This is a genomic window from Georgenia yuyongxinii, from assembly GCF_006352065.1.
Lineage (GTDB): Bacteria > Actinomycetota > Actinomycetes > Actinomycetales > Actinomycetaceae > Georgenia > Georgenia yuyongxinii.
This window is the reverse complement of record NZ_CP040915.1, coordinates 3,852,648-3,877,626: the sequence shown is the minus strand read 5'-3', so window position 1 is coordinate 3,877,626 and position 24,979 is coordinate 3,852,648. Positions and strand designations below refer to the sequence as shown.

The 24,979-nt window shown below is 72.9% G+C and carries 23 protein-coding genes, 3 pseudogenes and 1 riboswitch; of the genes and pseudogenes, 15 read left to right on the top strand and 11 right to left on the bottom strand.

What is annotated here, in order from left to right; translation table 11 throughout:
* From FE374_RS17655 to FE374_RS17630, 6 genes are all read left to right on the top strand, one after another.
* Positions 1 to 510 (top strand): monovalent cation/H+ antiporter complex subunit F, encoded by a 510-nt coding sequence (locus FE374_RS17655; protein WP_139931688.1) that lies wholly within the window; start codon positions 1 to 3, stop codon positions 508 to 510.
* The gene (mnhG, locus tag FE374_RS17650; protein ID WP_139930683.1) at positions 507 to 890 is read left to right on the top strand and encodes a monovalent cation/H(+) antiporter subunit G; all 384 of its coding nucleotides are present in this window, start codon (positions 507 to 509) and stop codon (positions 888 to 890) included. Before FE374_RS17655 ends, mnhG begins: the two co-directional genes overlap by 4 nt.
* A 131-nt stretch (positions 891 to 1,021) precedes the next feature.
* The gene (locus FE374_RS17645; protein WP_139930681.1) at positions 1,022 to 1,288 is read left to right on the top strand and encodes a DUF4235 domain-containing protein; all 267 of its coding nucleotides are present in this window, start codon (positions 1,022 to 1,024) and stop codon (positions 1,286 to 1,288) included.
* Positions 1,289 to 1,369: 81 nt separating this feature from the next.
* Positions 1,370 to 1,475, top strand: a riboswitch (TPP riboswitch).
* Between the two features lie 71 nt (positions 1,476 to 1,546).
* A complete protein-coding gene (locus tag FE374_RS17640; protein ID WP_139930679.1) occupies positions 1,547 to 2,635 on the top strand; it encodes a thiamine ABC transporter substrate-binding protein in 1,089 nt (362 codons plus the stop codon).
* Positions 2,635 to 4,341: an ABC transporter permease gene (locus FE374_RS17635; RefSeq protein ID WP_139930677.1), complete on the top strand. Its 1,707-nt coding sequence runs from the start codon at positions 2,635 to 2,637 to the stop codon at positions 4,339 to 4,341. Before FE374_RS17640 ends, FE374_RS17635 begins: the two co-directional genes overlap by 1 nt.
* On the top strand, positions 4,335 to 5,525 hold the full coding sequence (locus tag FE374_RS17630; RefSeq protein ID WP_139930675.1) for an ABC transporter ATP-binding protein: 1,191 nt from the start codon (positions 4,335 to 4,337) through the stop codon (positions 5,523 to 5,525). The genes FE374_RS17635 and FE374_RS17630 overlap by 7 nt, the downstream gene beginning before the upstream one ends.
* 1 nt (position 5,526) lies before the next feature.
* Here FE374_RS17630 and FE374_RS17625 read toward each other — a convergent pair whose 3' ends face one another.
* Together FE374_RS17625 and FE374_RS17620 are read right to left on the bottom strand one after the other, a co-directional pair.
* Positions 5,527 to 7,179 carry a bifunctional 3'-5' exonuclease/DNA polymerase gene (locus FE374_RS17625; protein ID WP_139930673.1) on the bottom strand — a complete coding sequence of 551 codons (1,653 nt, stop codon included), beginning with the start codon at positions 7,177 to 7,179 and terminating at the stop codon, positions 5,527 to 5,529.
* Between the two features lie 51 nt (positions 7,180 to 7,230).
* The gene (locus tag FE374_RS17620; RefSeq protein WP_139930671.1) at positions 7,231 to 7,620 is read right to left on the bottom strand and encodes a VOC family protein; all 390 of its coding nucleotides are present in this window, start codon (positions 7,618 to 7,620) and stop codon (positions 7,231 to 7,233) included.
* A 137-nt stretch (positions 7,621 to 7,757) separates the two neighbouring features.
* Between FE374_RS17620 and FE374_RS17615 the strand changes: the two genes are divergently transcribed.
* Complete coding sequence (locus tag FE374_RS17615) at positions 7,758 to 8,453, top strand: hypothetical protein (RefSeq protein ID WP_139930669.1); 696 nt, start codon at positions 7,758 to 7,760, stop codon at positions 8,451 to 8,453.
* On the top strand, positions 8,446 to 8,769 hold the full coding sequence (locus FE374_RS17610) for a cupin domain-containing protein (RefSeq protein WP_139930667.1): 324 nt from the start codon (positions 8,446 to 8,448) through the stop codon (positions 8,767 to 8,769). The genes FE374_RS17615 and FE374_RS17610 overlap by 8 nt, the downstream gene beginning before the upstream one ends.
* Positions 8,770 to 8,772: 3 nt before the next feature.
* Here the strand turns inward: FE374_RS17610 and FE374_RS17605 are convergent, their stop codons facing one another.
* On the bottom strand, positions 8,773 to 9,276 hold the full coding sequence (locus FE374_RS17605; RefSeq protein WP_139930665.1) for an SRPBCC family protein: 504 nt from the start codon (positions 9,274 to 9,276) through the stop codon (positions 8,773 to 8,775).
* A 146-nt stretch (positions 9,277 to 9,422) separates the two neighbouring features.
* On the opposite strand from FE374_RS17605, the gene FE374_RS17600 reads away from it, so the two are divergent.
* Together FE374_RS17600 and FE374_RS17595 are read left to right on the top strand one after the other, a co-directional pair.
* Positions 9,423 to 10,151: an HAD family hydrolase gene (locus FE374_RS17600; RefSeq protein WP_139930663.1), complete on the top strand. Its 729-nt coding sequence runs from the start codon at positions 9,423 to 9,425 to the stop codon at positions 10,149 to 10,151.
* Positions 10,148 to 12,496 carry a glycoside hydrolase family 65 protein gene (locus FE374_RS17595; protein ID WP_230978378.1) on the top strand — a complete coding sequence of 783 codons (2,349 nt, stop codon included), beginning with the start codon at positions 10,148 to 10,150 and terminating at the stop codon, positions 12,494 to 12,496. Before FE374_RS17600 ends, FE374_RS17595 begins: the two co-directional genes overlap by 4 nt.
* A gap of 59 nt (positions 12,497 to 12,555) precedes the next feature.
* On the opposite strand, the pseudogene FE374_RS20345 reads toward FE374_RS17595, so the two are convergent.
* From FE374_RS20345 to FE374_RS17580, 3 genes and pseudogenes are all read right to left on the bottom strand, one after another.
* Positions 12,556 to 12,771: pseudogene (locus tag FE374_RS20345) on the bottom strand (ABC transporter substrate-binding protein); the annotation flags it as partial.
* Positions 12,772 to 12,888: 117 nt separating this feature from the next.
* The gene (locus FE374_RS17585) at positions 12,889 to 13,704 is read right to left on the bottom strand and encodes a glycerophosphodiester phosphodiesterase family protein (protein WP_139931686.1); all 816 of its coding nucleotides are present in this window, start codon (positions 13,702 to 13,704) and stop codon (positions 12,889 to 12,891) included.
* A 126-nt stretch (positions 13,705 to 13,830) separates the two neighbouring features.
* A complete protein-coding gene (locus FE374_RS17580) occupies positions 13,831 to 14,226 on the bottom strand; it encodes a RidA family protein (protein ID WP_139930661.1) in 396 nt (131 codons plus the stop codon).
* Positions 14,227 to 14,667: 441 nt separating this feature from the next.
* Here FE374_RS17580 and betT point away from each other — a divergent pair, with 441 nt between their 5' ends.
* Positions 14,668 to 16,911 carry a choline BCCT transporter BetT gene (betT, locus tag FE374_RS17575; RefSeq protein WP_139930659.1) on the top strand — a complete coding sequence of 748 codons (2,244 nt, stop codon included), beginning with the start codon at positions 14,668 to 14,670 and terminating at the stop codon, positions 16,909 to 16,911.
* 33 nt (positions 16,912 to 16,944) lie between these two features.
* On the opposite strand, the gene FE374_RS17570 is transcribed toward betT, so the two are convergent.
* The 5 genes and pseudogenes from FE374_RS17570 to hpaD all read right to left on the bottom strand — a co-directional run bounded on the left by FE374_RS17570 (position 16,945) and on the right by hpaD (position 21,819).
* Positions 16,945 to 18,429 carry a TIGR01777 family oxidoreductase gene (locus FE374_RS17570; protein WP_139930656.1) on the bottom strand — a complete coding sequence of 495 codons (1,485 nt, stop codon included), beginning with the start codon at positions 18,427 to 18,429 and terminating at the stop codon, positions 16,945 to 16,947.
* Between the two features lie 55 nt (positions 18,430 to 18,484).
* Positions 18,485 to 19,303, bottom strand: a complete 819-nt coding sequence (locus tag FE374_RS20340) for an aldolase/citrate lyase family protein (protein WP_456319083.1) — start codon at positions 19,301 to 19,303, stop codon at positions 18,485 to 18,487.
* Positions 19,288 to 20,075 (bottom strand): annotated as a pseudogene (locus FE374_RS17560) (fumarylacetoacetate hydrolase family protein). The gene FE374_RS20340 and the pseudogene FE374_RS17560 overlap by 16 nt, the downstream one beginning before the upstream one ends.
* A pseudogene (locus FE374_RS17555) lies at positions 20,072 to 20,756 on the bottom strand (RraA family protein); the annotation flags it as partial. The pseudogenes FE374_RS17555 and FE374_RS17560, both read right to left, overlap by 4 nt.
* A gap of 67 nt (positions 20,757 to 20,823) precedes the next feature.
* Positions 20,824 to 21,819, bottom strand: a complete 996-nt coding sequence (gene hpaD, locus FE374_RS17550) for a 3,4-dihydroxyphenylacetate 2,3-dioxygenase (protein ID WP_139930654.1) — start codon at positions 21,817 to 21,819, stop codon at positions 20,824 to 20,826.
* Positions 21,820 to 22,020: 201 nt separating this feature from the next.
* Here hpaD and FE374_RS17545 point away from each other — a divergent pair, with 201 nt between their 5' ends.
* The 4 genes from FE374_RS17545 to FE374_RS17530 all read left to right on the top strand — a co-directional run bounded on the left by FE374_RS17545 (position 22,021) and on the right by FE374_RS17530 (position 24,949).
* Positions 22,021 to 22,329: an FAD-dependent oxidoreductase gene (locus FE374_RS17545; protein WP_139930652.1), complete on the top strand. Its 309-nt coding sequence runs from the start codon at positions 22,021 to 22,023 to the stop codon at positions 22,327 to 22,329.
* A complete protein-coding gene (locus FE374_RS17540) occupies positions 22,245 to 23,150 on the top strand; it encodes an FAD-dependent monooxygenase (RefSeq protein WP_168205736.1) in 906 nt (301 codons plus the stop codon). The genes FE374_RS17545 and FE374_RS17540 overlap by 85 nt, the downstream gene beginning before the upstream one ends.
* A gap of 72 nt (positions 23,151 to 23,222) precedes the next feature.
* Positions 23,223 to 23,714, top strand: coding sequence for a MarR family winged helix-turn-helix transcriptional regulator (locus FE374_RS17535; protein ID WP_139930648.1), 492 nt, complete (start codon positions 23,223 to 23,225; stop codon positions 23,712 to 23,714).
* 401 nt (positions 23,715 to 24,115) lie between these two features.
* A complete protein-coding gene (locus tag FE374_RS17530; protein WP_168205735.1) occupies positions 24,116 to 24,949 on the top strand; it encodes a siderophore-interacting protein in 834 nt (277 codons plus the stop codon).
* Positions 24,950 to 24,979: the final 30 nt, after the last annotated feature.

Below are 24,979 nucleotides of genomic sequence, written 5' to 3'. Positions count from 1 at the left end.
ATGTACGCCTTCTGCACGGTCGTGCTGACCGTGGCCGGCGTCGTCGCGCTCGTACGGATGGAGCGCGGGCCGACCATGCTCGACCGGGTGGTGGCGCTGGACGTCGTCACCGCGGTCGTGCTCGGCTCGATCGCGCTCATCTCGGCCAACACCAAGCGCACCGACCTGGTGCCGGTACTCGTGGTGCTGGCGATCGTCGGGTTCGTGGGGTCCGTGACCATCGCCCGCTTCGTCGCCGTCGAGCGGGCCGACGAGGCCCGCATCCTCACCAAGGAGGAGCTGCGCGTCGTGCTGGCCCAGCAGAACGTGATGGACGACGAGGCCGCCCCCGTGCACGACCCGGACGCCGCCCGCGTCCGGGGCGACGGCGTAGAGCCTGGCGATGCCGGTCCGGGGAACGAGCCGGCCGACCCCGGGCCGGTGGACGGGTCCGTCGCAGGACAGCACGAGGAGGAGCCGCCCGCCCGGGACGGGGAGATGGGCGAGGGAGCGCGGGGGGAGGGCCGATGAGCTGGACCGACGTGGCCGACGTACTCGGCGCGGCCTGCCTGGTGGCGGGCGCCCTGCTCACGCTGGTGGCCGCGATCGCGGTGCTCCGTTTCCCGGACCTGCTCTCTCGCATGCACGCCGCGACCAAGCCGCAGGTGCTGGGGCTGGCCCTGATGATGACCGGGGTCGCGCTGATCGTGCGCAACCCCGTGGTGGGCTGGACGCTCGTCCTGGTGGTGGCGTTCCAGCTCATCACCGCACCGATCTCGGCGCACATGGTCGGCCGGGCCGGGTACCGCACGGGCAAGGTGGACCGCTCGGCGCTGGTGGTCGACGAGCTGACCGAGGACCTGGAAGCCTCCCGCCGGAAGGCGGAGGCGGACGGCGCTGCCGGGCGCTGAGGTTCCGGGGCGCCTGCCGATGAGGTACTGCCCGGCGGTGCGCGGGACCGCTGTCGGTCCGGCATGATCGGAGGCGGGCGCGGCCATGCGGCCAGGCGCGCACGCGCAACCATCGAACGGACGGAGCGAGGATGGACATCCGCTACAACATGGTGAATGCGGGAGCCCTGCTGCTCGCGGGCCTGGTCACGGACCGGGCCCTCAAGCTCGGGTGGAAGGCCTTGACCGGCCACGAGCCGCCCCAGGACCCCGACGACCCGGGCGTGAAGATGTGGGAGGTCGTCACCTTCGCCGCCGTCTCCGGCGCCCTGGTGGGCCTCAGCCGCCAGCTCGCCCTGCGCGGCGCGTCCAAGTGGTACTCCGGGCCGGCTGCCAAGCAGATCGATCGGCGGGCCTGACCTCCCCCGGCAGCGGGTGGCCACCTGGCGCGGGCAGCACGCCCGTGGCCGGCAGGCCGCCGCGCGCGGTGTAGGCTCGTCGACGAACGACAGGGGAGCGCCGCAGCGGCGCTGAGAGTGCGGACAGCCGCAGACCCTCGAACCTGCACCGGTTAGCACCGGCGAAGGAAGTCGGGAACGTCTCTCCCTGCCGTCGCACCCGCGGCTTTGGGGACGACGGCAGGCCCTCCTGAAGTACGAGGAGGAGCCTTGACCAGCATGACCAGGACCAACAGCATCAGCTGGTCCGCCCGCACCGGCGTCCTCGCCGTTGCCGCGCTCACCCTCGCCGGGTGCAGCGTCATCGGTGGCGGCGACGGCGCCTCCGCGCCAGGCAAGGGCGGCGCCGCCCAGCCCCTCGAGCTGACAGTGGTCACGCACGACTCGTTCAGCCTCAGCGAGGACCTCCTCGCGCAGTTCGAGGACGAGAACGGGTTCGACGTGACGTTCGTGGCACCCGGCGACGCCGGCGCCCTGGTCAACCAGCTCATCCTCACGAAGGACTCTCCCCTCGGTGACGTCGTGTACGGCATCGACAACTCCTTCGCCGCCCGCGCCGTCGACGCCGGCGTGCTCGAGCCCTACCGCACGGACGCCCTGCCGGTCGGCGCGGAGCAGTACGCCGACGACGCCGGCGCCCTCACCCCGGTCGACATGGGCGACGTGTGCGTCAACGTCGACCACCAGTGGTTCTCCGACGCCGGGGTGCCCGAGCCCGTCACGCTCGAGGACCTCACCAAGCCCGAGTACAAGGACCTCCTGGTGGTCACCAACCCCGCGACGTCGTCGCCGGGCCTGGCGTTCCTGCTTGCCACCGTCGGCGCGTTCGGCGAGGACGGCTGGCAGCAGTACTGGGAGCAGCTGCGCGACAACGGCGTGAAGGTCGTCGAGGGCTGGTCGGACGCCTACTACGTGGACTTCTCCGGCTCCGAGGGCGCCGGGCCGCGGCCGCTGGTGCTCTCCTACGCGTCCTCGCCCGCCGCCGAGGTCCCGGAGAACGGCGGCGAGCCGCGCACCGGCGCGCTCCTGGACACCTGCTTCCGCCAGGTCGAGTACGCGGGCGTCATCGCCGGCACGCAGAACCAGGCGGCCGCGCACAAGTTCATCGACTTCCTGCTCTCCCCGGAGGCCCAGGGCGACATCCCGGGCCAGATGTACATGTACCCCGTCGACGAGCAGACCGAGCTGCCCGAGGCGTGGGCGGCGCACGCCCCGCTCGCGGAGAAGCCGTTCACTGTCGCCCCGGAGGACATCAGCGCCCACCGCGAGGACTGGATCGCCACCTGGACGGAGACCGTGATCGGCTGATGACCCGGCCGCGCACGTACGCGGGTGCCCGGGTTGCCGGAGCGGCGGCCTGGGCGCTCGCGGCTGGGCTGCCGCTGCTGTTCCTCGGCGTCTTCTTCGCCTGGCCGGTGCTGTCGCTGGTGGGCCGGGGCTTCCTCACCGACGGCGCCCTCGACCTGAGCGCCTTCACCGAGGTGTTCGCCCGCCCCCGGACCTGGCGGATCATCGGCCAGACGCTCACCCAGGCCGTCCTGGGCACGGCCGGGGCGGTGCTGCTGGGGATCCCGGGCGCCTACGTCCTCTACCGCTGCCGCTGGCGCGGCCGCGGCCTGGTGCGGGCGTTCGTGACCGTCCCGTTCGTGCTGCCCAGCGTCGTCGTCGGTGTCGCGTTCCGGTCGCTGCTCTCGGAGGGCGGGCCCCTGGGTTTTCTCGGCCTGGACGGCACCCTGGCCGCGATCGTGCTCGCCCTGGTGTTCTTCAACTACACCGTGGTGGTGCGCACGGTCGGTGGCATGTGGGCCCGGCTGGACCCGCGGGCGGAGCAGGCGGCGAGGGCGCTCGGGGCTTCCCCGGTCCGGGCCTTCCGTACCGTCACCCTCCCCGCGCTCGCGCCCGCGATCGCCTCGGCGGCCTCGATCGTCTTCCTCTTCTGCGCCACCGCCTTCGGGGTGGTCCTGACGATGGGCGGTGCCCGGTCCGGCACCATCGAGACGGAGATCTGGGTGCAGACCACCCAGTTCCTCGATCTGCGGGCCGCCGCGGTGCTCTCCGTGGTCCAGCTCGTCGTGGTCGCCACCGCCCTCGCGGTCGCCGGGCGCACCCGCACGCGCCGGGAGCGCGCGCTGGGCCTGCGCACGTCCGACGCCGGGCACCGGCTCACGCTCATCGAGCGCACCAGCGCGCGCCCACGCCCGGGCGCGGACCTCCTGCCTTCCGTCGTCACCGCCATCGTGGTCCTCGGACTGCTCGCGCTTCCGCTCGTGGGCCTGGTGGTGCGGTCCTTCCGCGCCCCTGACGGGTGGGGCCTGGGCAACTACCGCGCCCTCGGCACCACCGGCGGGGACAACGCGCTGTCGGTGACCGTGTGGGAGGCCACCGCAGACTCACTGCGCGTCGCGGTCGACGCCACCGTGCTCGCCGTCATGGTCGGCACGCTGGTGGCCCTGGTGGTCTCGCGGCGCCCCCGCGCGCGGGCCGCGCGGCGCGCGGTGAGCCTGCTCGACGCCGTGTTCATGCTGCCGCTGGGCGTCTCCGCGGTCACGGTCGGGTTCGGCTTCCTCATCACACTCGACCGCCCGCCGCTGGACCTGCGCTCGTCGCTGGTCCTCGTGCCCATCGCCCAGGCGGTCGTTGCCGTGCCGCTCGTGGTGCGGGCCGTGCTGCCCGTGCTGCGGGCGATCGACCCGCGCCAGCGCGAGGTGGCGGCGGTCCTCGGCGCGTCGCGGTGGCGCGTGCTGAGCACGGTGGACGGCCCCTACCTGGTCCGAGGCATCGGACTGGCGGTCGGGTTCGCGTTCGCCGTCTCGCTGGGGGAGTTCGGGGCGACGTCGTTCCTGGCCCGCCCGGACCGGCCCACCTTGCCGGTGGTGATCTTCCGCCTGCTGGGGCGGCCGGGCGCGGAGAACTACGGCATGGCGCTGGCCGCGGCCGTGGTGCTGGCGGTGCTGACCGCCACCGTCATGGCGCTGGCCGAGAAGCTGCGCACGAAGGAGGGATCCGAATGGTGAGCGAGGTTCGCGCCGCAGCGGAGGGCCGGGCGGGGGCCAGCGCTGCGGACCGTGCTGCGGACCGTGCGGTGAACCATGCCCGCCCGGGCGCCGCGCCCGAGGGGTTGCGCGTGCGCGACCTCCACGTGCGCTACCCCGCGGGCCGGGGAGCGGTGACGACGGCGGTCGCCGGGGTGGACCTGGACGTGCGCACGGGCGAGGTGGTCGCGCTGCTCGGGCCATCCGGCTCCGGCAAGTCCTCCCTGCTCCGCGCCGTCGCAGGCCTGGAACCGGTGGCCGGCGGCACGATGCGCTGGGCGGGGCGGGACCTCGCCGGTGTCCCGGTGCACCGGCGCGGGTTCGGCCTGATGTTCCAGGACGGACAGCTGTTCCCGCACCGGACGGTGGCGGGGAACGTCGCCTACGGCCTGACCATGGCGCGGCTGCCCCGGGCCCGCCGCGAGCGGCGGGTGGCCGAGCTGCTCGACCTCGTCGGCCTGGCCGGCTACGGCCCGCGCCCGGTCAGCACCCTCTCCGGCGGGCAGGCGCAGCGCGTGACGCTGGCCCGGGCGCTCGCGCCGCAGCCGGCCCTGCTGCTCCTCGACGAGCCGCTCTCCGCCCTCGACCGCGGGCTGCGCGAGCACCTCACCGGCGAGCTGCACGACATCCTGCGTGCGACCGGCACCACGGCCCTGTACGTCACCCACGACCACGACGAGGCGTTCACCGTGGCGGACCGGGTCGCCGTGATGGACGCCGGCCGTCTGCTGCAGGTCGACGCCCCGGACCGGCTGTGGTGGCGCCCGGTCAGCCGGGAGGTGGCCGCCTTCCTCGGCTACGGGCCCTTCCTGCCCGCCGAGGTCCGCCGCGACGTCGCCCGGACCGTCCTCGGTGAGGTGCCCCTGCGCACGGCGGTGCCCGACGGCGCAGCCCTGGTCGCCGTCGGCCCGGCCGCGCTGCACGTGGTCACCGGCGAGGGCTGGACGGGCGGCGACGACGTCGAGGTACCCGTGCTCGGCACAAGGTTCGTGCGGGGCCGCACCGAGGTGGACGTCACCCTGCCCGACGGCAGCCGGGCCACCGCCGTCGCACCCGGGGCCACGGTGGTGGGGGAGCGGGTGCAGGTGCGGCTGGACCCCGGGGCGGCCGTCGTCGTCCCCGCCTCACCCCACGATGACACACGGGTGGAGCCGGGCAGCGCCTGACTCACGCCTCCGCGTAGCTGTCGACCACCGCGACGTCGAGCGGGAAGTCCACCGGGAAGTCCCCGAAGAGCAGCCGGCCCGCCCCCGCGGCGGCCTCGTGCACGGCGGCGGCGACGTCGTCGGCGAGGCGGGCGGGGGTGTGCACGATGACCTCGTCATGGAGGAAGAAGACGAGGTGCGCGGCGCCGTCGCCGATCCTGCGCAGCCGCAGGCGCAGGTCCGCCATCCAGCACAGGGCCCACTCCGCGGCGCTGCCCTGCACCACGAAGTTGCGGGTGAAGCGGCCCCAGTCCCGGGCACGGCGGCGGGCCCCGCGCCGCGCGGACTCGTCGGCGTCGGCCTCGCTCGCCCGGCGCTGGACCACGTGCCACTCCTCGGGCGGCGGCGGGGAGGTCCGGCCCAGCCAGGTGCTGACCACCCCGCCACGTTCACCCGTCTGCGCCGCCCGGTCCACCACGCCGATGGCGCGCGGGTATGCGCCCTTGAGTCGGGGCATCAGCTGGCCGGCGTCGCCCGTGGTCGCCCCGTACATCGCCCCCAGCATCGCGACCTTGGCGTGCGCGCGGCGCTCGACGACGCCGGCGTCCACCAGACCCTGGTAGAGGTCCGCCCCGCGCCCGGCCCGCGCCATCTGCTCGTCCCGGGCCATCGCGGCGAGAACGCGGGGCTCGAGCTGGGCGGCGTCGGCGACCACGAGCTTCCACCCCGGATCGGGGACGACGGCGCCGCGCACCTGCTTGGGCAGCTGCAGCGCGCCGCCGCCGCGAGTGGCCCACCGCCCGCTGACGACGCCGCCTGGCACGTAGTCCGGATGGAAGCGCCCGCGGTGGCCCGGGCCGGGTGGGCGGATCCAGGCGTCCATCCAGGCCCACCCGTTGGCGCTGAGAAGGCGGGCCAGCCGCTTGTACTCCAGCAGGGGCGTGATCACCGGGTGATCGAGCTCGGCGAGCTCCCACTTGCTCGTCGAGGTCACGTCGAGGCCTGCCCCGCGCAGCGCGCGGAGCAGTTCCGGGGGCGAGTCCGGGTTCAGGTGGGGGGCGTCGAGCAGCTCTCTGACCTGGCGGGCCAGCGCCTCGAGCCGGGGCGGGCGGCCACCCTGCGCGGGGCGGGGGCCGAGGAGCTCGGTCAGCAGCCGGTCGTGGATGGCCCGGTCCCACGGCAGCCCGTCGTGGGACATCTCCGCGGCGATGAGCGCCCCGGCCGACTCGGCGGCCAGCAGCAGGCGCAACCGGCCCGGGTCGGCGGCGAGGGCGAGTGCGGCGCGCTGCCGGGCGTGCTCACCGAGGACCTCGTCGGGCCCGATCGCCGGGGCGAGGTCGTCGAGGAGGGTGGGGGTCCGGTCGGCATCGTCCGCCGCCAGGGCGTCCCACGGGCCGGGCGGCGCCGTCGCCAGCGAGGAGCCCGCCGTCGCCGCCGCGTGCCGGAGGATCGTGTGACACAGCCGCAGGTCGTGGCACCGCTCCACCCGGACCCCGGCGCGCAGCAGGGCGGGGTAGGTGGTTGCGGTGTCGGCCCAGACCCAGCGGGGACGGTCGCGCTCGAGCGCACGCACCCGGTCGGGGAGCTGGGCGGCGGGCACGACGGCGGAGGCTGGGTCGTCGCCGTCGCGCACCAGGTGCACGCCCTCCGCGCTCGCTGCCACGACGACGTCCACGCCCCGAGCGTAGGGCGGTGATCGCTCACCCCGCGCCGACGAGCCCGTTCGTCACCGTCCTGCCTCGGCGGCCACCCGCTGCGCCGAGCGCTGCAGCACGCAGAACTCGTTGCCCTCCGGGTCGGCGAGGACCACCCAGGTGACGTCGGGCCCCTGGCCGACGTCGGCACGGGTGGCGCCCAGGGCCAGGAGGCGGTCGACCTCCTCCGCCTGGGTCGACCCGTCCGCGCGCAGGTCCAGGTGCAGCCGGTTCTTCACCGACTTGGCGTCCGGGACAGGGATGACGTCGATCCCCGGCGCGCTGCCGTCGGCCGGTCCGATGCTTACCACCTCCTCGTCGGGGTCCTCGAGGACCACCCAGCCGAGGGCGGCGGCCCAGAAGTCGGCGACGCGCCGGGGATCGTGCGCGTCGATGGCGATGCTCGAGATGGCGCTGGTCATGCGCCTTTCCTACCGGATGAGGCCCACCCCGGCCAGCGCCCGAAGGCGGGTGTGCGGCGGCTGCCGGCGGTGTCGGTGCGGCCCGGTAGCGTCAGCCCCGACGGCCCGAGCGGAGCCGTTGCCCGAGGAGGTGGCTGATGGACCCGGTGGCCCTGATCGCGACGCTCGGCGTAGTGCTCACCGTCGTGGTCGTCGCGGTGGCGGTGGTCGTGAACAGCCGTCGCCACCAGGCGCTGCAGGCCTGGGCCGCGCAGCGTGGCTGGCGCTATCTCGACCGGCGCAACACCGAGCTGACCCGTGCGCTGCGCGGCGGTCCCTTCGGCACCGGCAGCAGCCGGCACGCCGACGAGGTGCTCGAGGGCGAGTACGTCGACCGCCCGGCGCGCTCCTTCCGGTACACCTACGTCACCCGGAGCACCGACGGCCAGGGCCGCACGAGCCAGACCAACCACCGCTTCCACGTGGTCTCCCTCGGCCTGCCCGCCCCGCTGCCGCGGATCGAGCTCACCCCGGAGAACGCCCTGACGCGGGTCGCGAACGCCCTCGGCGCCCGGGACATCGACCTCGAGCACGAGGACTTCAACCGGGCCTGGCGGGTGCAGGGCCCGCCCGAGCAGGTGACTTACGACGTCCTGCACCCTCGTCTGATGGAACGTCTCATGGCCGAGGACCTGCGCGGGCAGCGGCTGCTCATCGAGGGCGACGCGATCTTCTGGTGGGACCGGGGCAGCGCGGACCTCGCTGCCGTCGAGCCCGCGCTGGCCCGACTGACCGCGGTCGTGGAGCTCGTGCCATCCTTCGTGTGGGACAACTTCGGAGGTCGTCATGCCTGACATCCCCGGCCTGGTGGCCGAGCACCTCGCCGCCGCAGAGGCGTCTCCGCGCGGGCGCAGCGCGTTGAAGCTCATCCACGACGGGCCGTTGCGGCAGAGCATCATCGCGCTCGCGGCGGGGCAGAAGCTGGAAGAGCACAACACTCCGCTCGCGGCCACGCTGCAGGTGCTGCACGGGCTCGTGCGGCTGACCAGCCCCGGTGGGGACGTCGTGCTCCCTGCGGGCGCGCTCGAGCCGGTGCCGCACGAGCGGCACGGTCTGGCCGCTATCGAGGACTCGGTCGTGCTCCTGACCGCGGTCACGGCAGAGGAGTAGAGCTCAGGCCTGCTCGGCCAGCGCCTCGTAGTAGGGCAGCAGCGCAGGGTAGTAGTCGTCCCACATCACCAGCGGCCGGTCCTCGTGCGCCGCCGCGAAGTTGTCCAGGTAGAAGTCCCAGCCGACCCCCGTGTCCGCCACGGGGGCATCCGCCGGCAGGTGGTGGACGAACCGCAGAATGGTCCCGCCGTCGCCGCTGTCCACCAGGAACATCTCGAGCCGCCAGCCCCCGGCCTCCTCGCCGGTGGTGACAGCCAGATGCTTCGGCGGCTCGCACGCGTCGATCCGCGCGGTGGTCTCGTGCTCACCCTCCTCGTGCACCATCCGCACCCGGACGACGCCGCCGGTCCCCGGTGTGCCGGTCCACGAGCCGAACCACTTCACCGTCCGCGCGGACTCGGTCAGCGTGGCCCAGACCTGCGCGGGCGGCGAGGCGAACTCGCGCACGAGAATGAGGTCGAGACCCGACGGCGTGCGTGCGAGCGCCCCGCTAGGTTGAGGTGCCATGGGCTTCTCCTTCGGTCCGGAAACCCAGTGTGCCGCACGACGGCGGCCCCGGCGCATCGGGTGCGGGGGCCCGGAAAACCTCGCCCGGATGCGCCACGACCCGACGGCGGAAAAACTGGCCTACGAGCGGGCGAAGGAGGCGGGCGATGCTGGGACTGCCGGCGCAGGTGCGGGCCTGCCTCTTCGACCTCGACGGTGTGCTCACCCGTACCGCGGACACGCACCGGGCCGCGTGGGCGGAGACCTTCGACGAGTTCCTCCGCGCCCGGGCGCTACGGACCGGGCAGGTGTTCGCGCCGTTCGACCCCGACGCCGACTACGCCAGGTACGTGGACGGCAAGCCCCGCGAGGACGGCATCCGCGACTTCCTCACCAGCCGGGGCGTCTCGCTGCCGCTGGGTTCCCCGGAGGACCGGGACAGCGTGCGCGGGCTCGGCACCGTCAAGAACGAGCGGCTGCTGCGCCGCCTGGTGGAGGGGGGCGTGGTGGTCTTCGCCGACGGCCGGTCCTATGTGGAGGCGGCCCGCACCGCCGGGCTGGCCTGCGCCGTCGTGTCCAGCAGCGCGAACACCCGCATGGTTCTCGACGTCGCGGGCCTGGCCGGTCTGTTCGGTGCGGTGGTCGACGGCGTGGTCGCCGCGGAGCTGGCGCTGCCCGGCAAGCCGGCGCCGGACACGTTCCTCGAGGGCGCCCGCCGGCTCGACGTCGAGCCGGCCCGGTGCGCCGTCTTCGAGGACGCCCTCGCCGGGGTGCAGGCGGGACGCGCCGGCGGCTTCGGCTTCGTCGTCGGTGTGGACCGGGACCGGCGCCGGGCCGCCGCCCTGCTGGACCAAGGGGCCGACGTCGTCGTACCCGATCTGGAGGAGCTGCTGTGACCCCGCTGCCGGTTGACCCGTGGTCGCTGCGCGAGCCGACCCTCGACCTGGACCGGCTCGCCGCGACAGAGTCGATGTTCGCCCTGGCCAACGGCCACGTCGGGATTCGCGGCAACCTCGACGAGGGCGAGCCGCACCACACCCTGGGCACCTACCTCAGCGGGTTCTACGAGAAGCACGTGCTCCCGTACCCCGAGAGCGGGTACGGCTACCCCGAGTCGGGGCAGACGATGGTCAACGTCACCGACGGCAAGCTGGTTCGGCTCCTCGTCGACGACGAGCCCTTCGACGTGCGGTACGGGACCCTGCGTTCGCACGAGCGGGTGCTCGACTTCCGCACCGGCACCCTGCGGCGCGAGGCCGAGTGGGTGTCACCCGCCGGCCGGCCGGTGAAGATCCGCTCGACGCGCCTCGTCTCCTTCGCTCACCGGGCGGTGGTCGGCATCGCCTACGAGGTGGAGGCGCTGGAGGAGACCCGCGTGATCCTGCAGTCCGAGCTGGTCGCCAACGAGCCGCGGCCGGCGGTGGTCGACGGCGACCCCCGGGTGCCGGCCGCCCTGGACCAGCCGTTGGACCCGGTGACGGCGGACACCGAGCACGTCGGCGCCGTCCTCGTGCACCGCACCCGCAGCAGCAACCTGCTCCTGGCGGCGGGGATGGATCATGACATCGAGGCGGCGGGCCAGTTCGAGGTCGACCAGCAGGTGCGCCCGGACTGGGCCCGCACCACAGTGGTGGCGGTACTGCGGCCGGGGGAGACCCTGCGGCTGGTGAAGTACGTGGCCTACGGCTGGTCGGCGACACGCTCCGAGCCCGCGCTGCGCGACCAGGTGGCGGCCGCGCTGACCAGCGCCCGGTTCGCGGGGTGGGACACCCTCAGGCTCGGCCAGAGCGCTTTTCTCGACGAGTTCTGGGCCGGGGCGGACGTCGAGGTGGACGGCGACCCGGTGCTCCAGCAGGCCATGCGGTTCGCCCTGTTCCACGTGCTGCAGGCCGGGGCCCGTACCGAGCGCCGGGCGATCGGCGCCAAGGCGCTGACCGGGGCGGGGTACAGCGGGCACACGTTCTGGGACATCGAGGGCTTCGTGCTGCCCGTGCTCACCCTCACCCACCCGCCGGCCGCGGCGGACGCGCTGCGCTGGCGCGCCTCCACGCTCGACCTCGCCCGCCAGCGGGCGGCCACCCTCGGCCTGGCCGGCGCGGCGTTCCCGTGGCGCACCATCAACGGCGAGGAGACCTCGGCGTACTGGCCCGCAAGCACGGCGGCGCCGCACATCAACGCCGACGTCGCTCGTGCCTTCGAGGAGTACCGGCTGATCACCGGGGACACCGAGCTCGAGCGGGAGTGCGGCCTGGAGGTGCTCGTGGAGACCGCCCGGCTGTGGCGCTCGCTGGGCCACCACGACCGGCACGGCGTGTGGCACATCGACGGCGTCACCGGCCCCGACGAGTACACCGCGCTGACGGACGACAACGTCTTCACCAACCTCATGGCGGCCCGGAACCTGCAGGCCGCCGCCGACGCCGCGGCCCGCAATCCCCAGCTCGCGTCCGGGCTGGGCGTGACGACGGAGGAGGTCGCGCTCTGGCGCGCGGCCGCCGAGGCGGTCCACGTGCCCTACGACGAGGAGCTCGGGGTCCATCCCCAGTGCGAGAGCTTCACCCGGTTCGGCGAGTGGGACTTCGAGGCCTCCGCCGGGCGGTACCTCCTGCTCATGCACGCCCCCTACTTCCAGCTCTACCGCAAGCAGGTGGTCAAGCAGGCCGACCTGGTCCTGGCGATGCAGTGGTTCCCGGAGCGGTTCACTGACGAGCAGCGTGCCCGCAACCTCGACTACTACGAGCGGCGCACGGTGCGCGACTCCTCCCTGTCCGCCTGCACGCAGGCGGTGCTGTGCGCGCAGACCGGCCACCTCGCGCTCGCCCACGACTACCTCCACGAGGCCGCGCTCGTGGACCTGCGCGACATCCACGGCAACACCGGGCACGGTGTGCACATCGCCTCGCTGGCCGGCGCCTGGACCGCGCTCGTCGCCGGGTTCGGCGGGCTCGGGCACGGCGAGACCACCACGCTGCGCCTGTCGCCGGCCCTGCCCGACGCGATCACCAGGCTCGTGTTCCGGGTGCGGTGGCGCGGCACGCCGGTGCGGGTGGAGGTGGCCGAGGGGCAGGTGCGGTGCAGCCTGCCCGGCCCCCGGGCGCGTCTGCCGGTCCGGATCTACGACGAGGAGGTGGTGGTCACGTCCGCGCGGCCGGTCAGCCGCCCGCTGCGCCCGCGTGAGCCGCTGCTGGCGACGCCGGAGCAGCCGCCGGGGCTCGGCCCGCGGGTGCAGGCCAGGGCCTGAGGTGCCTTCCGCCTGGCCGGCGAGCACGAGCGACGCCGCCCGCCGCCGCTGGCCACCACCCGCAGCGGAAGGCCGCTCGAGGCGGCGATCATGAGCGAGTGGTTGTTGCCGAAGCCGAAGTCGGTGCTGCCGCTGACCACGCCCGGGACGATGGCCGCGCCGCCCTGGCCCGTGCTCAGCTCGAGCTCGAGGCCCTCCTCCTCGAAGAAGCCCTGGTCGAGGCCCACGTACACCGGTGCGACATCGATGATCGGGATGAGTGCGAGGGTGACCGTCTCCGTCCCGGCGCCTGCCGTGCCGTCCGACTCTGCCGGCGCCTCCCCTCCGTCGCCGTTTCATCGTCCCGCCCCTTGATCCCCGTCGATCGGTGTCGGTCGGCCGCTCAGGGCACCTTAGCGCCGGGGTACCCACATGCCGCGTCCCACGAGCACCTCGCGCAGCACGTCCGGTCGGTCGGTGATCACCCCGTCGACGCCGTCGTGGAGGAGCCGGTGGATCGACGGGGCGTCGTCGACGGTCCAGGTGATCACGCGGACCCCGAGGTCGTGCGCCATCGACACCAGGCGCGTAGCCACCCGGGGCGCGGACATGATGCCCATCGCCCCGAGCCGCCACGCCACGTGGGCGAACGGAGCCGTCGCAATGGCGCCTGGCGGTCGGGACCCGGTGCGGGCGCAGCCGATCAGCGCGGTCAGCGCCCGCCAGCCCAGGGCCGTGGTCAGTGCGGGGCCGCACTCGCGGCGGATGGCGGCGAGCCAGGTGTCCCAGCCGCCGGCGACGCAGACTCGGCCGGCCGTCCCGGTGCGTCGGATCGCCGCGATGGTGGGTGCGACCGACCGCGCCTCCTTGACGTCGATCATGAAGCACGCCTGAGCGAAGGATCCGAGCAGGTCCTCAAGCGCCACCACCGGCTCCGTGCCGAGCACGCGGGCCCGCCGCACGTGGGCCCACGGGTGCGCCGCGACGGGTCCGCGCAGGTCGGTGACGCGGTCCAGCGCCCTGTCGTGGAAGGCGAGGGGGACGCCGTCGGCCGTGGTGCGCACGTCCGTCTCCAGGTAGGTCACGCCGAGCGCGGCGGAGCGCTCGAACGCGGCGAGGGTGTTCTCCGCGGCCAGGCCTGCCCCACCGCGGTGGGCGACGGCGTACGGCCCGGGGTGCGAGCCGTACAGGCCCGTCGGGGCGAGGAGCGATGCGGCGGCAGCGAGCATGACCACGCCGCCAGCATCGGGGCCACGCCCGCGTCCCGCCACGCACCGGGCGCGCCGTCGCCGAAGATTCACGCAACGGTCACCGCCAGCCCCTCCGGTGGTCCCCGGCAGGTCGAACCGGGGGGCTCACTCCGCGGGCAGGTAGGCGAGCGCCTCGATCTCGACGAGGAACTCGGGCCGGCCCAGGCTAGCCACCTGTAGCACGGTGAGGGCGGTGGCGTGCTGGCCCCACACCCGCTGCGAGGCGGCGAACCCCGCGTTGATGTCCTGCCCGGCGGTGAGATAGACGGTCAGCTTGGCCACGTGCTCCTGGCCGGCGCCGACCGAGTGCAGGACGGCGAGCAGGTTCTCCAGCGCCTTCGCGGTCTGGGTGCCGACGTCGTCGCCGACGATCGCACCGTCCGCGTCGACCGCGTTCTGACCACCGATGACGAGCAGCCGGCCCGGACCGTCGAGCAGCACGGCCTGCGAGAAGGCGGGGTTGTGGTGCAACGTGTCCGGGTTGATGTGGGTGAGCGTCATCGTCGACCTCCGTGGGCGTCGCGGTGCGGCGAGGGCCTGGGCACGCGGCACCGGCGCGCACCTCACTGCGGTGGCCGAGGCAAAGCCGGCAGCCCTGCACGCGAGGTCTCTCATGATGTCGCAGTTCGCTTGTGGGCACCCGCGGAGGAACGGCGCCGCCACCCGACGGCGGACGTCTCACCTTTCGAGGCGGTAGCCGTCCGGTGGAACGATCCGTGAGCGCCATGCCGCGCTGACCGCCCCACTTATGACATAAGCGACAAACCGTTTACCAACGGGTTGCCTGAACGTACGGTGGATGGCGAGCTAGTGTCCCCACGGCGGCTGCACGGCTGGGTGCCTGCACCGCCTGACTCGTTCCCTTGTCGCTTCTTCTGAGAGGGCTGCGGCGCGCGCCCAGACGCGCCCGCGGATCCGGTCCCCAAGGCGAAGGAGAAACGAGTGGCGACATCCGACCACGACGTGACACCGCACACCGAAGCACCCGCGACGACGATCGACCGCGGTCGGTTCGGCGCCGCGGAGCGGCGCAAGCCCCGGCCCGACGACGGCAACCGGGCGCCGATCTCCAGCGCCGAGCTCAGCAAGGGCCCCACGGAGCTCGCTGAGGACCGCGGAGCGCGCGTCAACTGGCGGGTGTTCATCATCTCGGCCGCCGTGATCGTCGCCTTCTCGCTGTGGGCGATGTTCGCGCCCACCCACGCCTCGAGCGTGATGAAGGACCTCGTCCAGAAGATCGCGACCAACCTCGGCTGGTTCTACGTCGTGACCGTCGTGCTGGTGATCCTCTTCGTGCTCTGGGTCGCCTTCTCCAAGGAGGGCCGGGTGCGCCTGGGCCCGGACCACTCCCGGCCCCAGTACAAGCTGTTCACGTGGGTCGCCATGCTGTTCGGTGCCGGCGTCGGCATCGACATGCTGTTCTACTCCGTGACCGGGCCGATCGCGCAGTACATGATGCCCCCGGCGGGCGACCCGCAGTCGGCCCAGGCCGCCCAGGACGCCGTCGTGTGGACGATGTTCCACTACGGCATCTCCGGGTGGGCGATGTACGCCCTGCTCGGCATGGCGATGGGCTACTTCGCGTACCGGTGGGGCATGCCGCTGTCGATCCGTGCGGCCCTGTACCCGCTGCTCGGCAAGCGCGTGCGTGGCGCCGCCGGTGACGCCATCGACATCTTCGCCCTCATCGGCACCGTCTTCGGTGTCGCCACCTCCATGGGCATCGGCGTCGTCCTGCTGAACGTCGGCTTCTCCTGGCTGTTCGGCCTGCCCGAGGGTCTGTCCCTGCAGATCGCCCTGGTCCTGGTCGCGGTCGTCATGACGATCGCCGGCTGCCTGTCCGGCGTCGACAAGGGCATCCGCCTGGTCTCCGAGCTGAACATCGGGATCGCGGCCGCGATGATGCTCTACATCCTGGTGACCGGGCAGACCGCGTTCCTGATGAACGCCCTGGTCACCAACATCGGCCGGTTTCTCGGCACCCTGCCGGAGCGCACCCTGGAGACCTTCGCCTACGAGTCCGGCGGCGCCGAGTGGATGGGCGGCTGGACGCTGTTCTTCTGGGCGTTCTGGCTGGCGTGGGGCCCGTTCGTCGGACTCTTCCTCGCCCGCATCTCCAGGGGCCGCACCCTGCGCGAGTTCGTCATCGCCGCCATCACCGCCCCGGTGCTGTGCGACTTCGTCATCGTCTCGATCTTCGGCAACTCCGCCCTGTCGGTCGTCATGGGCGGTGACACCGAGTTCGCCCAGCTCGCCATCGACCAGCCGGAGCAGGGCTGGTACGCCCTCCTGGAGATGTTCCCCGGCGCGGCGTTCCTGATCGGCCTGGCCACGCTGTCCGGTCTGCTGTTCTATCTCACCAGCGCCAACTCCGGCGCGATGGTGATGGCCAACTTCTCCTCCACGATCCCCGACCCCGCCCAGGACGGCGCGAAGTGGCTGCGGATCTTCTGGGCCGTGCTCACCGCGCTGCTCACGATCGCCATGCTGGTCGCGGGCGGGGTGACCACCATGGAGTACGCGACGCTGATCTTCGCCTTCCCGGTGACGATCATCGCGTACCTCGTCATGGCGTCGTTCTCGAAGGTGCTCCGCATGGAGCGGGCGGAACGCGAGGGCCAGATCATCCGCCGGCGCTCGGCCGCTGCCCACGGTGGTCAGGTGCCTGAGAAGACATGGAAGCAGCGCCTGGCGCTGCTGCGTTCCTACCCGTCGCAGCGGACCGTCTCCCAGTTCATCGAGCGGACCGTGGACCCGGCGCTCAACGCCGTCGCCGCGGAGTTCCGTGAGCTCGGCTACGAGTCGACCCTGTCCACCAGCCCGAACGCCGAGAACGGCATCGAGGAGCACACGCTGATCGTCAACATGGACGAGCACCGCGACTTCCACTACCAGGTGGCCGCGGTCGAGGCCCCGGTGCCCCGCATCGGTGGCCGGCCCATGTCGAAGGGCGACGACCTGTACTACAAGGTGGAGGTCTTCACCCAGACCGGCACGGAGGGCTACGACCTGATGGGCCTGACCCAGCAGCAGGTCATCAGCGACGTCCTGGACCGGTACGAGGCGCACCTGTCGTTCCTGCGTTACTCCAGCGAGCACGACTACGCCTCGGTCCTGACCCCCGCGGCAGGTCCCACCCCGCCCGTCCCGGCGGTCGCCGACGATGTGGAGCGCATCGCGGACTGAGCCGATCACGGGCCTCCTCGGGGCCGCGGCGCGTCAGGGCAGCACGTGGCGCAACGCGGCCTCGAGGGTTCGGTGCCGGAACCGGAAGCCGGCCGCCACCAGCTTGTCCGCGGACACCCGCTGGCTGGCATAGGCCAGCTCCGCGGCGCCCTCCTTGCCCACCACGAGGCGGGGCCCGAAGCGCGGTACGGGCAGCGCTGCCGGACGGTGCAGCACCCGGCCCACCGTGCGGGCGTACTCCCGCCCACGCACCGGCTCCGGGCCGACGGCGTTGAGGGGGCCGCGCAACCGGTCGTCCAGCGCGGCGTGGGCGTAGACGGCGGCGATGTCGTCGACGGAGATCCAGCTCTGCCACTGCCCGGGATCGAGCGGCCCGCCCAGCCCGGCGGCGAACAGTGGCAGCAGCCGGGCCAGCGGTCCCTCCTCCGGCGTCTGCACCAGGCCGGTGCGCACGTTGACCACCCGGACGCCGGCGTGGGCGGCCGGGTCTGTAGCGGCCTCCCAGGCCCGGCAGACTGCGGCGAGGAAGCCGGGCCCCGACGGTGCGTCCTCCGTCAGCGGTGCCGGGTCCGTCTGCGCCCCGTGCGGCTGCGGACCGTAGTAGCCGATACCCGAGGCGCACAGGAATGCCCGGGGACGGCCGTCGGCCGCGAGGTCGGCGAGCGCCCGGGCCAGCACTCCGGTGGTGTCGACGCGGCTGCGGCGGATCTCCGCCTTCGCCTCGGCGGTGAACCGGCCACCGATGAACCGTCCGCCGAGACTTACGACGGCGTCGACGTCTCGCAGCGCCTCGACGTCGAGCACGCCGCCGGTGGGATCCCAGGCGATCTCGTCCGGCGCGGCCGCGCGACGCCGGACCAGGCGAATCACCCGGTGCCCGCCGCCGCTCAGCAGCGCGCACAGCTGGCGCCCGATGAGCCCGGAGGCGCCGGCGACGGCGACCGTGCGGGTGCCGGCGGCGGCGTGCGCGGCGTGGAAGTCCAGGTCGGCGCGGACCTGGGCCGCGCGGTAGGCGAAGATCCGCTCCAGCGAGGGCCGCACCGCTCGGGCCGCGATGTCGGCAGCCCGGCCGGGCAGCACCTTCTCCCCGGGCGCGCCGAAGGCGACGTGGTCGGTCATCGCGGTGCCGCCGTCGGCGGAGTCGTCGAAGCGGTGCGTGTGCACCCAGTGGCCCATGGGGCCTCGGACCATGGTGTCGCGGAACATCCGCGGCGGGTCGTACCGGTCGTGCCGGGCGGTCCAGTCCAGCTCCGGACGGCGCAGCCGGGCCGGGATGGCGTCGGGCCACGGGACGGCGCGGGCAAGGGCCCCGAGGCCGGCGCCGAGCACCCCCGGGGCGCCGATGCCGAGCCGCGCGACCGAGCCGTCACGGATGCCGTCGCTGGGCTCGGCCAGCACGCTGCCCCCGAACGGCGGGCTCAGCCGCACGAGCGCGCCGGGACGCTCGAACCACGCGAAGACCTCATCTCGCGGGTGGGGCAGGACGGTCGTGCGCTCGAAGACGGCCATGGTGGCCATCGTGGCAGCGTCGTATCGAAGCCGCGCCCGCAGCGTCGTATCGGCCCACGGCCCCTCAGTAGGACGGGCGTGCGTCCCGGTTGGCAGCCGGTACGTATCGGGCGGCGAGCGCCTCGGTGCTGCGGGCCAGCAGGGCGACGTCGGCGCCGACGAGCACGAACGTCGCGCCGGCGTCGAGATAGGACTGCGCGACGGCCGGGTCGAACGCGTTGACGCCGACGGGTTTTCCGGCGGAACGCACCGCCTCGAAGGCGCGGCGCACCGCGGCCGTCACGTCCGAGTGGGTCTGCTGACCGATCAGGCCCATGGACGCGGCGAGGTCGGACGGACCGACGAACACGCCGTCGACCCCGTCGGTGGCGGCGATCTCCGCTGCCGCCTCGACACCGTCCACCGTCTCGATCTGGACGAACAAGGACACGTACCGGTCCGTGTTCATGAGGTAGTCCTCGACGCGGTTCCAGCGTGCCGACCGGGCGAGCGCCGACCCCACGCCCCGCACGCCGCGCGGCGGGTAGCGCACGGCGGGTAGCGCACGGCGCGCACGACGTCGCGGGCCTGCGCCGCCGAGGACACCATCGGCACGAGAAGGTTCTGCGCGCCAAGGTCGAGCACCTGCTTGATCGTCACCGCGTCGTCCGACGGCACACGCACGACGGGGGTGACGGGGGTAGGCGGCGACGGCCTGCAGCTGCCTGAGGGTGGACTCCAGCTGGCTCGGCCCGTGCTCCTGGTCGATCAGCAACCAGTCGATCCCCGACCCGGCCACGATCTCGGCGACGAGCGGGCTGCCCGAGCAGACCCAGATCCCCGCCAGCGGCCGGGACGTCCCGGCGAGCGCCTCGCGGAGCGTCGGTGTCAGCTGAACCGGCATGTGATCGTCCCCAGCTCCCGGAAGTCGGCGAGCACGGTGTCGCCCTTCTCGACCCACATCGGCCGGGTGAACGACCCGGCCAGGATGATCTCCCCGGCCTCGAGGCGGTCGCCGTGGACAGCGAGCTTGTTCGCCAGCCACGCCACACCCGTCGCCGGGTGGTTCAGCACGGCGGCCGCCACCCCCGACTCCTCGATGACCTCGTTGCGGTACAGCAGCGCCGAGACCCAGCGCAGGTCGACGTCACCGACCTTCACCGGGTTGCCGCCGTGGACGAGGCCACCGAACGCCGCGTTGTCGCTGATGTTGTCGACGATGGTGCGGCCCGCGAGCTCGAGGCGCGAGGTCAGGATCTCCAGTGCCGGCACGACGTAGTCCGTCGCCCGCAGGACGTCGAAGACGGTGACGTCCGGGCCCTGCAGCGGTTCGGCCAGGACGAACGCGAGCTCGACCTCGATCCGCACGTTGGACAAGCGGCTGTGCTCGATGACGGAACCGTTCTCGACACGGCGTCGGCGAAGATCGCGCCGTAGTCCGGCTCGCTGATCCCGGTCGCGTTCTGCATGACCTTCGAGGTCAACCCGATCTTGCGACCCACCAGGCGCCGTCCGGCGGCGATGCCGCGGCGGCGCCACTCGTTCTGCACCGCGTACGCGTCCTCCACCGTCATGCCGGGGTGCCGCGCGGTCAGCCGGGGCACGGTGGACCGGTCACGCTCGGCGACCGCGAGCTCATCGGCGATCGCGACGACGGTCTGGGGATCGAGCGTCACCGGGTCTCGCTCTCGAAGCGGGCCCGCCAGGCGGCGTCCATCGGGAACAGCCCCTCGACGGCGTGGCCCTCGGCGACGCGCTCCGCGATCCACGCGTCCTCGTCCTCCTGGGCCAGGCACGCGTCGACGACCTCGTCGGCGATCGCGGGTGGGATGACGAGGACGCCGTCCCCGTCCCCGACGAGGATGTCGCCGGGTTGCACGGTGGTGCCGCCGCAGCCGATGATCACGTCCGCCTCCCACGGCACGTGCTTGCGTCCGAGGACGGCGGGGTGAGCGCCCGCGGAGTACAACGGGATCCCGACGGCGGCGACCGCCGCATAGTCCCGGACGCAGCCGTCAGTGACGATGGGCGGCGCCGCGGGCGTGGGCGCGGATGGCGAGGATGTCGCCCAGCGTGGCCGAGCCGGTCTCGCCGCGCCCCTCGATGACGATGACCTCACCGGTCTCGACCGCGTCGAACGTCCGCTTCTGGGCGTTGTAGCCGCCGCCGTGACTGGTGAACAGGTCCTCGCGGTGGGGCACGAACCGCAGCGTCCTGGCGGTGCCGACCAGCTTCGCCGTCGGGTGCATCGGGCGCACGCCGTCGATAGTCATGTTGTTCAGGCCCCGCTTGCGCAGCTGCGCGGAGAGCCCCGCGACCGGCGCACGCTCGAGCTTGGCGCGCAGCTCGGCCGGGAGGGTGCCGGGCTGTGCGTGCGTGCGGTCAGATGTGGTGGTCATCGTGTGATCTCTTTCGTTGGCCGGCTCAGTGCAGGGCGAGGTACGCCTCGAGCGTGGGCGGCGCCGCCTGCAGCAGCGGCTCCCGCACCGGCTCGCCGGGGAACTCGCTCGCCTCGAAGAACCACCGGTTCGACGCGGGCATGCCCCACAGCTGGGCCCGCCTGGCGTTGCTGATGTCCCAGCGGATGGGCGGGGTCTCCAGGTCGATGAACTGGTAGTGGGCGTTGAACAGCTCGATGCGGTGCTGGTCGGGGTCGCGCAGGTAGAGGAAGAGCGCGTTGCTGATCCCGTGGCGACCCGGGCCGCGGTCGATCTCGTCCCCGAAGCCCATGGCACCCGCCACGTCGGCGGCGTGCAGCAGGGAGGTGCCGTCGGGCACCGCGTAGGCGAAGTGGTGCAGCCGCGGACCGCGCCCCTTGGTGAAGACCAGGTCGTGCGTGTTGCCCTTGACCTCCATCCAGGTGCCCCACAGCTCGTCCGTGCCGTCCTTGGCCGTGTACTCGGAGATCCGCATCCCGAGCCCGGTCCAGAAGTCCGTCGCGGCCTGCACGTCGTAGGTGACGACCTGGTAGTGGTCGAGGCGCTGGGGGAACCCGGCGCGGTACTCGTCGAAGTTCTGCATCTTGCGCTCGACCACGTCCATCGAGGAGGTGAGCTCCATCAAGGTGCCGACGGGGTCGCGGAACTGCAGGGTCGGGCCCTGGTGCGCCCGCTCCACCCGCTGGTGCTCGATGCCCGCGGAGACGAAGAACTTCTCGGCTGCGGTGATGTCCGCGTCGGCGCGTACCCGCAGGCCGATCCGGTGCGCCTGCGCCGCGGCGGCGCGCTCGAGCACGAGGCTGTGGTGCGCTGCCTCCTCCAGCCCGCGCAGGTAGACGGCGTCGTCCGTCTCCTCCGTGACGACGAGACCGATGACGTCCCGGTAGAAATCGCGGCTCTTCTCCAGATCGGTGACGCCGAGCGAGACGTGGCTGGCCCGGGTGAGCATGAACGCCGACTCGGGGTTTGTGATCGGCAACATCGGTGACTCCCGTCATTGGGGTTCCTGGTCCCTGTATCGGTGTCAGCCTGGCATTCCCATGACCTGGCGGGAATCGCACACCGAAGCACGAATAGTGCGCTGAAGCACGCAGCACCGTTTCCCGGCGAGAACGCACCGACCATTGTCAGGGGATAACCCCGGTCGAGTGACGAACTCCCACCACGACGTAGGAGAAATGGCATGACCGGAAGAAATGTGTTGGTTGTCGGTGGCGGTATCGGCGGGCTCTCCGCCGCGATCGCCCTTCGTCAGGCGGGCCTCGCCGTCACGGTGCTCGAGCGCCAGCACGACCTGCACTCGTCGATCTTCGGCGTGGGCATCATCCAGCCCATCAACGCGCTCCGTGCGCTGGACGCGCTCGGCTGCGCCCAGGCCTGCATGGACGCCGGCTACCCGGCGTCCGAGTGGGGCGCGATGTACGACGTCGACGGAAACCACCTGCACCCCTGCGGGGCACGCCGATCGAGGGATCCGACCTGCCCCCGCTGAACGGGCTCACCCGGCCCAAGCTCCACGAGATCCTCACCGAACGCACCCAGGAGGTCGGTGCGGAGATCCGGTACAAGTCCACGTTCTCCGAGCTTCAGCCGGACGCCGACGGCGTGACGGTGGTCTACCCGGACGGGACGACGGAGCGGTTCGACTACGTCGTCGGCGCCGACGGCGTCTACTCGCAGGTCCGAAGCTACGTGCTCGACCAGACGCTCGCCCCCCGGTACATCGGCCAGTCCGCTTACCGCCTCAACATGCCGCGCCTGCCGGAGATCGACCGGATCATCCTGCAGAAGGGACCGAAGGGCATGGCGGGCTTCGTCCCGATCGGCCCGGAGCTGGCCTACTTCTTCTACAACACGGACATGCCCAAGCAGGAGCGCTCGCAGGTCGAGTGCAGGGAGCAGCTGCGCGAGCACCTCGCACCCTTCGGCGGCCTGACCGGCCGGGTGCGCGACGAATTCCTCACCGAGGACACCGAGATCGTCCTCCGGCCCGAGGAGTCACTCATCTCGCCCGCCCCGTGGCACCGCGGGCGCATCGTCCTGATGGGCGACGCCGTGCACGCCATCACGCCCCACCTGGGGCAGGGCGCCGCGCAGGCCATCGAGGATGGCGTGGTGCTCGGCGAGGTCCTGGCCAAGTACGACGACGCCGAGCAGGCGTTCGCCGAGTTCACCGAGCGGCGCTACGAGCGCTGCAAGCTCATCGTGGAGACCTCGCTCGCGATCGGTGAGTGGGAGATGGGCCGGCTGCCGGACTTCGACAACATCGCTGCCACCAACCACGTGCTCGAGGTGATGGCGCAGCCGCTGTAGCGCGAGCTGGTGCTGCTGGAGCCGGGGCCGGAGCCGGTGGGCAGGCGAGCGAAGGGTAGGGTGTGGCCGCACATGTCCACGCCCCTCGACGCCCCGCACCCCACCGACTCCGGCGCGCCCACGCGAGGCTCCGACCTCGAGGCGCTCTCGACGATCCTGCGTGAGGTCGCGTGGGTGATCCACCGCTCGGCCCCGGAACGGGCCGGCGTCGGGCCGATCCCCACCACGGAGATCGCACTGCTCAAGCAGGTTCTCGATGCGCCCGGCTCCACCGTGGGCGAGCTCTCCCAGGCGCTCGGCCTTCGGCAGCCCAACACCAGCGCCGCGATCACCGGCCTGGTCCGGCGCGGCCTCGTGTCCCGGGCCAAGGACCCGGACGACCGGCGCATCACCCGCATCATGCCCACCCCCGCCGGCGCCGAGGAGCACGGGGCGATCTCCGACGCCTGGCGGAGCCCGCTCGTGGAGGCACTCGGCGAGCTCGACCCGGACCAGCGGCGGCGCCTGACCGACGCGACCGCGGCCCTCGCCGAGCTGTACCGCCTGCTTCGTCCGGGGCACTGAGGCGGCCGCGCCGCCGGCCCGCGGCCGGACGACGTGGAGCCTTCGCCCGACACCGCATGGCCCAGCCGTACCAATTGTTTGGGTACATGCGCCGGACGTCACCTAATAAAGCACGAGGGGCCGTTCCAATTGCGTCAGGCCCCGTGTAGGGTGGCCCGGAGAAAGATCTCAGTTCCGATTCTGCGTGGCCCGGAGAATTCGTCCGGAGATTGAGGCCCCGGCCCGCACACCCGTCCGCGGGGGAGCGGCCGGCTCGGCGAGAACGAGCAGGTGCCGGCTCCGCCGGAAGCCACCACGGCATGCTGAGGACGCCCCCCCGCCACGCCGTGCAGGGTCGTCACCCACCGACGGAAAGGGAAAGGGGAGACCGGGTGCCAGACGGCGCCGTTCCCCGACTGCCGATGAACCCCATCTCACCCACACTCACCCGCGAGCGGGTCCGCCACGAGTTCGCCATCCGCCCGATGACCGTCGCCCGCTGGCGTGATCTCACGCCGCGCATGCGCCGCGTGACGCTCTCCGGCCCGATGGACGGGTTCGCCAGCACCGGCCCGGCCGACCACGTCAAGGTGTTCTTCCCCAACCCCGCCACCGGCGAGCTCCACGCACCGCGGCTCACACCCGCCGGCATGGAGCGGCCCGAGGGCGTCGAGCTCATCAGCCGCGACTACACCCCCCTCGTCAACGGCGACGGCGAGCTCGAGCTCGACTTCTTCCTCCACGACGACGACGGACCTGCCGCCGGCTGGGCCGCCAACGTGAGCGAGGGCGACCAGATCGTCGTCGCGGGCCCGCGCGGGTCCAAGCTCGCGCCGACCGGCGCGGACTGGTTCGTGCTCGGCGGCGACGAGACCGCGCTGCCCGCCCTGGCCCGTTGGCTGCGCGTGCTGCCCGAGTCCGCCCGGGTGACCGTGCTCGTCGAGGCCCAGGACACCGCCGACGAGGCCTACCTCGAGGACCTCGCCGGCCCGCACCGCCAGATCCACTGGCTCCACCGCGGCGACGCCGCCCCCGGCACCACGACGCTCCTCGAGGACGCCGTCCGTGCGCTCCCGCTCGCCGAGGGCACCGGGTACTGGTGGTTCGGCGGGGAGGCCGCCATGCTCAAGCCGGTCCGCCGCCACCTGCGCCGCGAGCTCGGTCTTGACGCCTCGACCGTGGAGTGCAGCGGCTACTGGAAGCGCGGCACCGCCGGGCACGACCACCACGCCCCGATCGACCCCGAGGACCCGTGAGCAACGCCGTCGGCCACTGACCTCCGGCCG

Excerpts from the sequence above, each read along its gene's own strand:
- FE374_RS17655 (WP_139931688.1), top strand. The coding sequence starts at position 1 with ATGTACGCCTTCTGCACGGTCGTGCTGACCGTGGCCGGCGTCGTCGCG.
- mnhG (WP_139930683.1), top strand. The coding sequence starts at position 507 with ATGAGCTGGACCGACGTGGCCGACGTACTCGGCGCGGCCTGCCTGGTG.
- FE374_RS17645 (WP_139930681.1), top strand. The coding sequence starts at position 1,022 with ATGGACATCCGCTACAACATGGTGAATGCGGGAGCCCTGCTGCTCGCG.
- FE374_RS17640 (WP_139930679.1), top strand. The coding sequence starts at position 1,547 with ATGACCAGGACCAACAGCATCAGCTGGTCCGCCCGCACCGGCGTCCTC.
- FE374_RS17635 (WP_139930677.1), top strand. The coding sequence starts at position 2,635 with ATGACCCGGCCGCGCACGTACGCGGGTGCCCGGGTTGCCGGAGCGGCG.
- FE374_RS17630 (WP_139930675.1), top strand. The coding sequence starts at position 4,335 with ATGGTGAGCGAGGTTCGCGCCGCAGCGGAGGGCCGGGCGGGGGCCAGC.
- FE374_RS17620 (WP_139930671.1), bottom strand. The coding sequence starts at position 7,620 with ATGACCAGCGCCATCTCGAGCATCGCCATCGACGCGCACGATCCCCGG.
- FE374_RS17615 (WP_139930669.1), top strand. The coding sequence starts at position 7,758 with ATGGACCCGGTGGCCCTGATCGCGACGCTCGGCGTAGTGCTCACCGTC.
- FE374_RS17610 (WP_139930667.1), top strand. The coding sequence starts at position 8,446 with ATGCCTGACATCCCCGGCCTGGTGGCCGAGCACCTCGCCGCCGCAGAG.
- FE374_RS17605 (WP_139930665.1), bottom strand. The coding sequence starts at position 9,276 with ATGGCACCTCAACCTAGCGGGGCGCTCGCACGCACGCCGTCGGGTCTC.
- FE374_RS17600 (WP_139930663.1), top strand. The coding sequence starts at position 9,423 with ATGCTGGGACTGCCGGCGCAGGTGCGGGCCTGCCTCTTCGACCTCGAC.
- FE374_RS17585 (WP_139931686.1), bottom strand. The coding sequence starts at position 13,704 with ATGCTCGCTGCCGCCGCATCGCTCCTCGCCCCGACGGGCCTGTACGGC.
- FE374_RS17580 (WP_139930661.1), bottom strand. The coding sequence starts at position 14,226 with ATGACGCTCACCCACATCAACCCGGACACGTTGCACCACAACCCCGCC.
- FE374_RS17570 (WP_139930656.1), bottom strand. The coding sequence starts at position 18,429 with ATGGCCACCATGGCCGTCTTCGAGCGCACGACCGTCCTGCCCCACCCG.
- FE374_RS20340 (WP_456319083.1), bottom strand. The coding sequence starts at position 19,303 with ATGCCGGTTCAGCTGACACCGACGCTCCGCGAGGCGCTCGCCGGGACG.
- hpaD (WP_139930654.1), bottom strand. The coding sequence starts at position 21,819 with ATGTTGCCGATCACAAACCCCGAGTCGGCGTTCATGCTCACCCGGGCC.
- FE374_RS17545 (WP_139930652.1), top strand. The coding sequence starts at position 22,021 with ATGACCGGAAGAAATGTGTTGGTTGTCGGTGGCGGTATCGGCGGGCTC.
- FE374_RS17535 (WP_139930648.1), top strand. The coding sequence starts at position 23,223 with ATGTCCACGCCCCTCGACGCCCCGCACCCCACCGACTCCGGCGCGCCC.
- FE374_RS17530 (WP_168205735.1), top strand. The coding sequence starts at position 24,116 with ATGAACCCCATCTCACCCACACTCACCCGCGAGCGGGTCCGCCACGAG.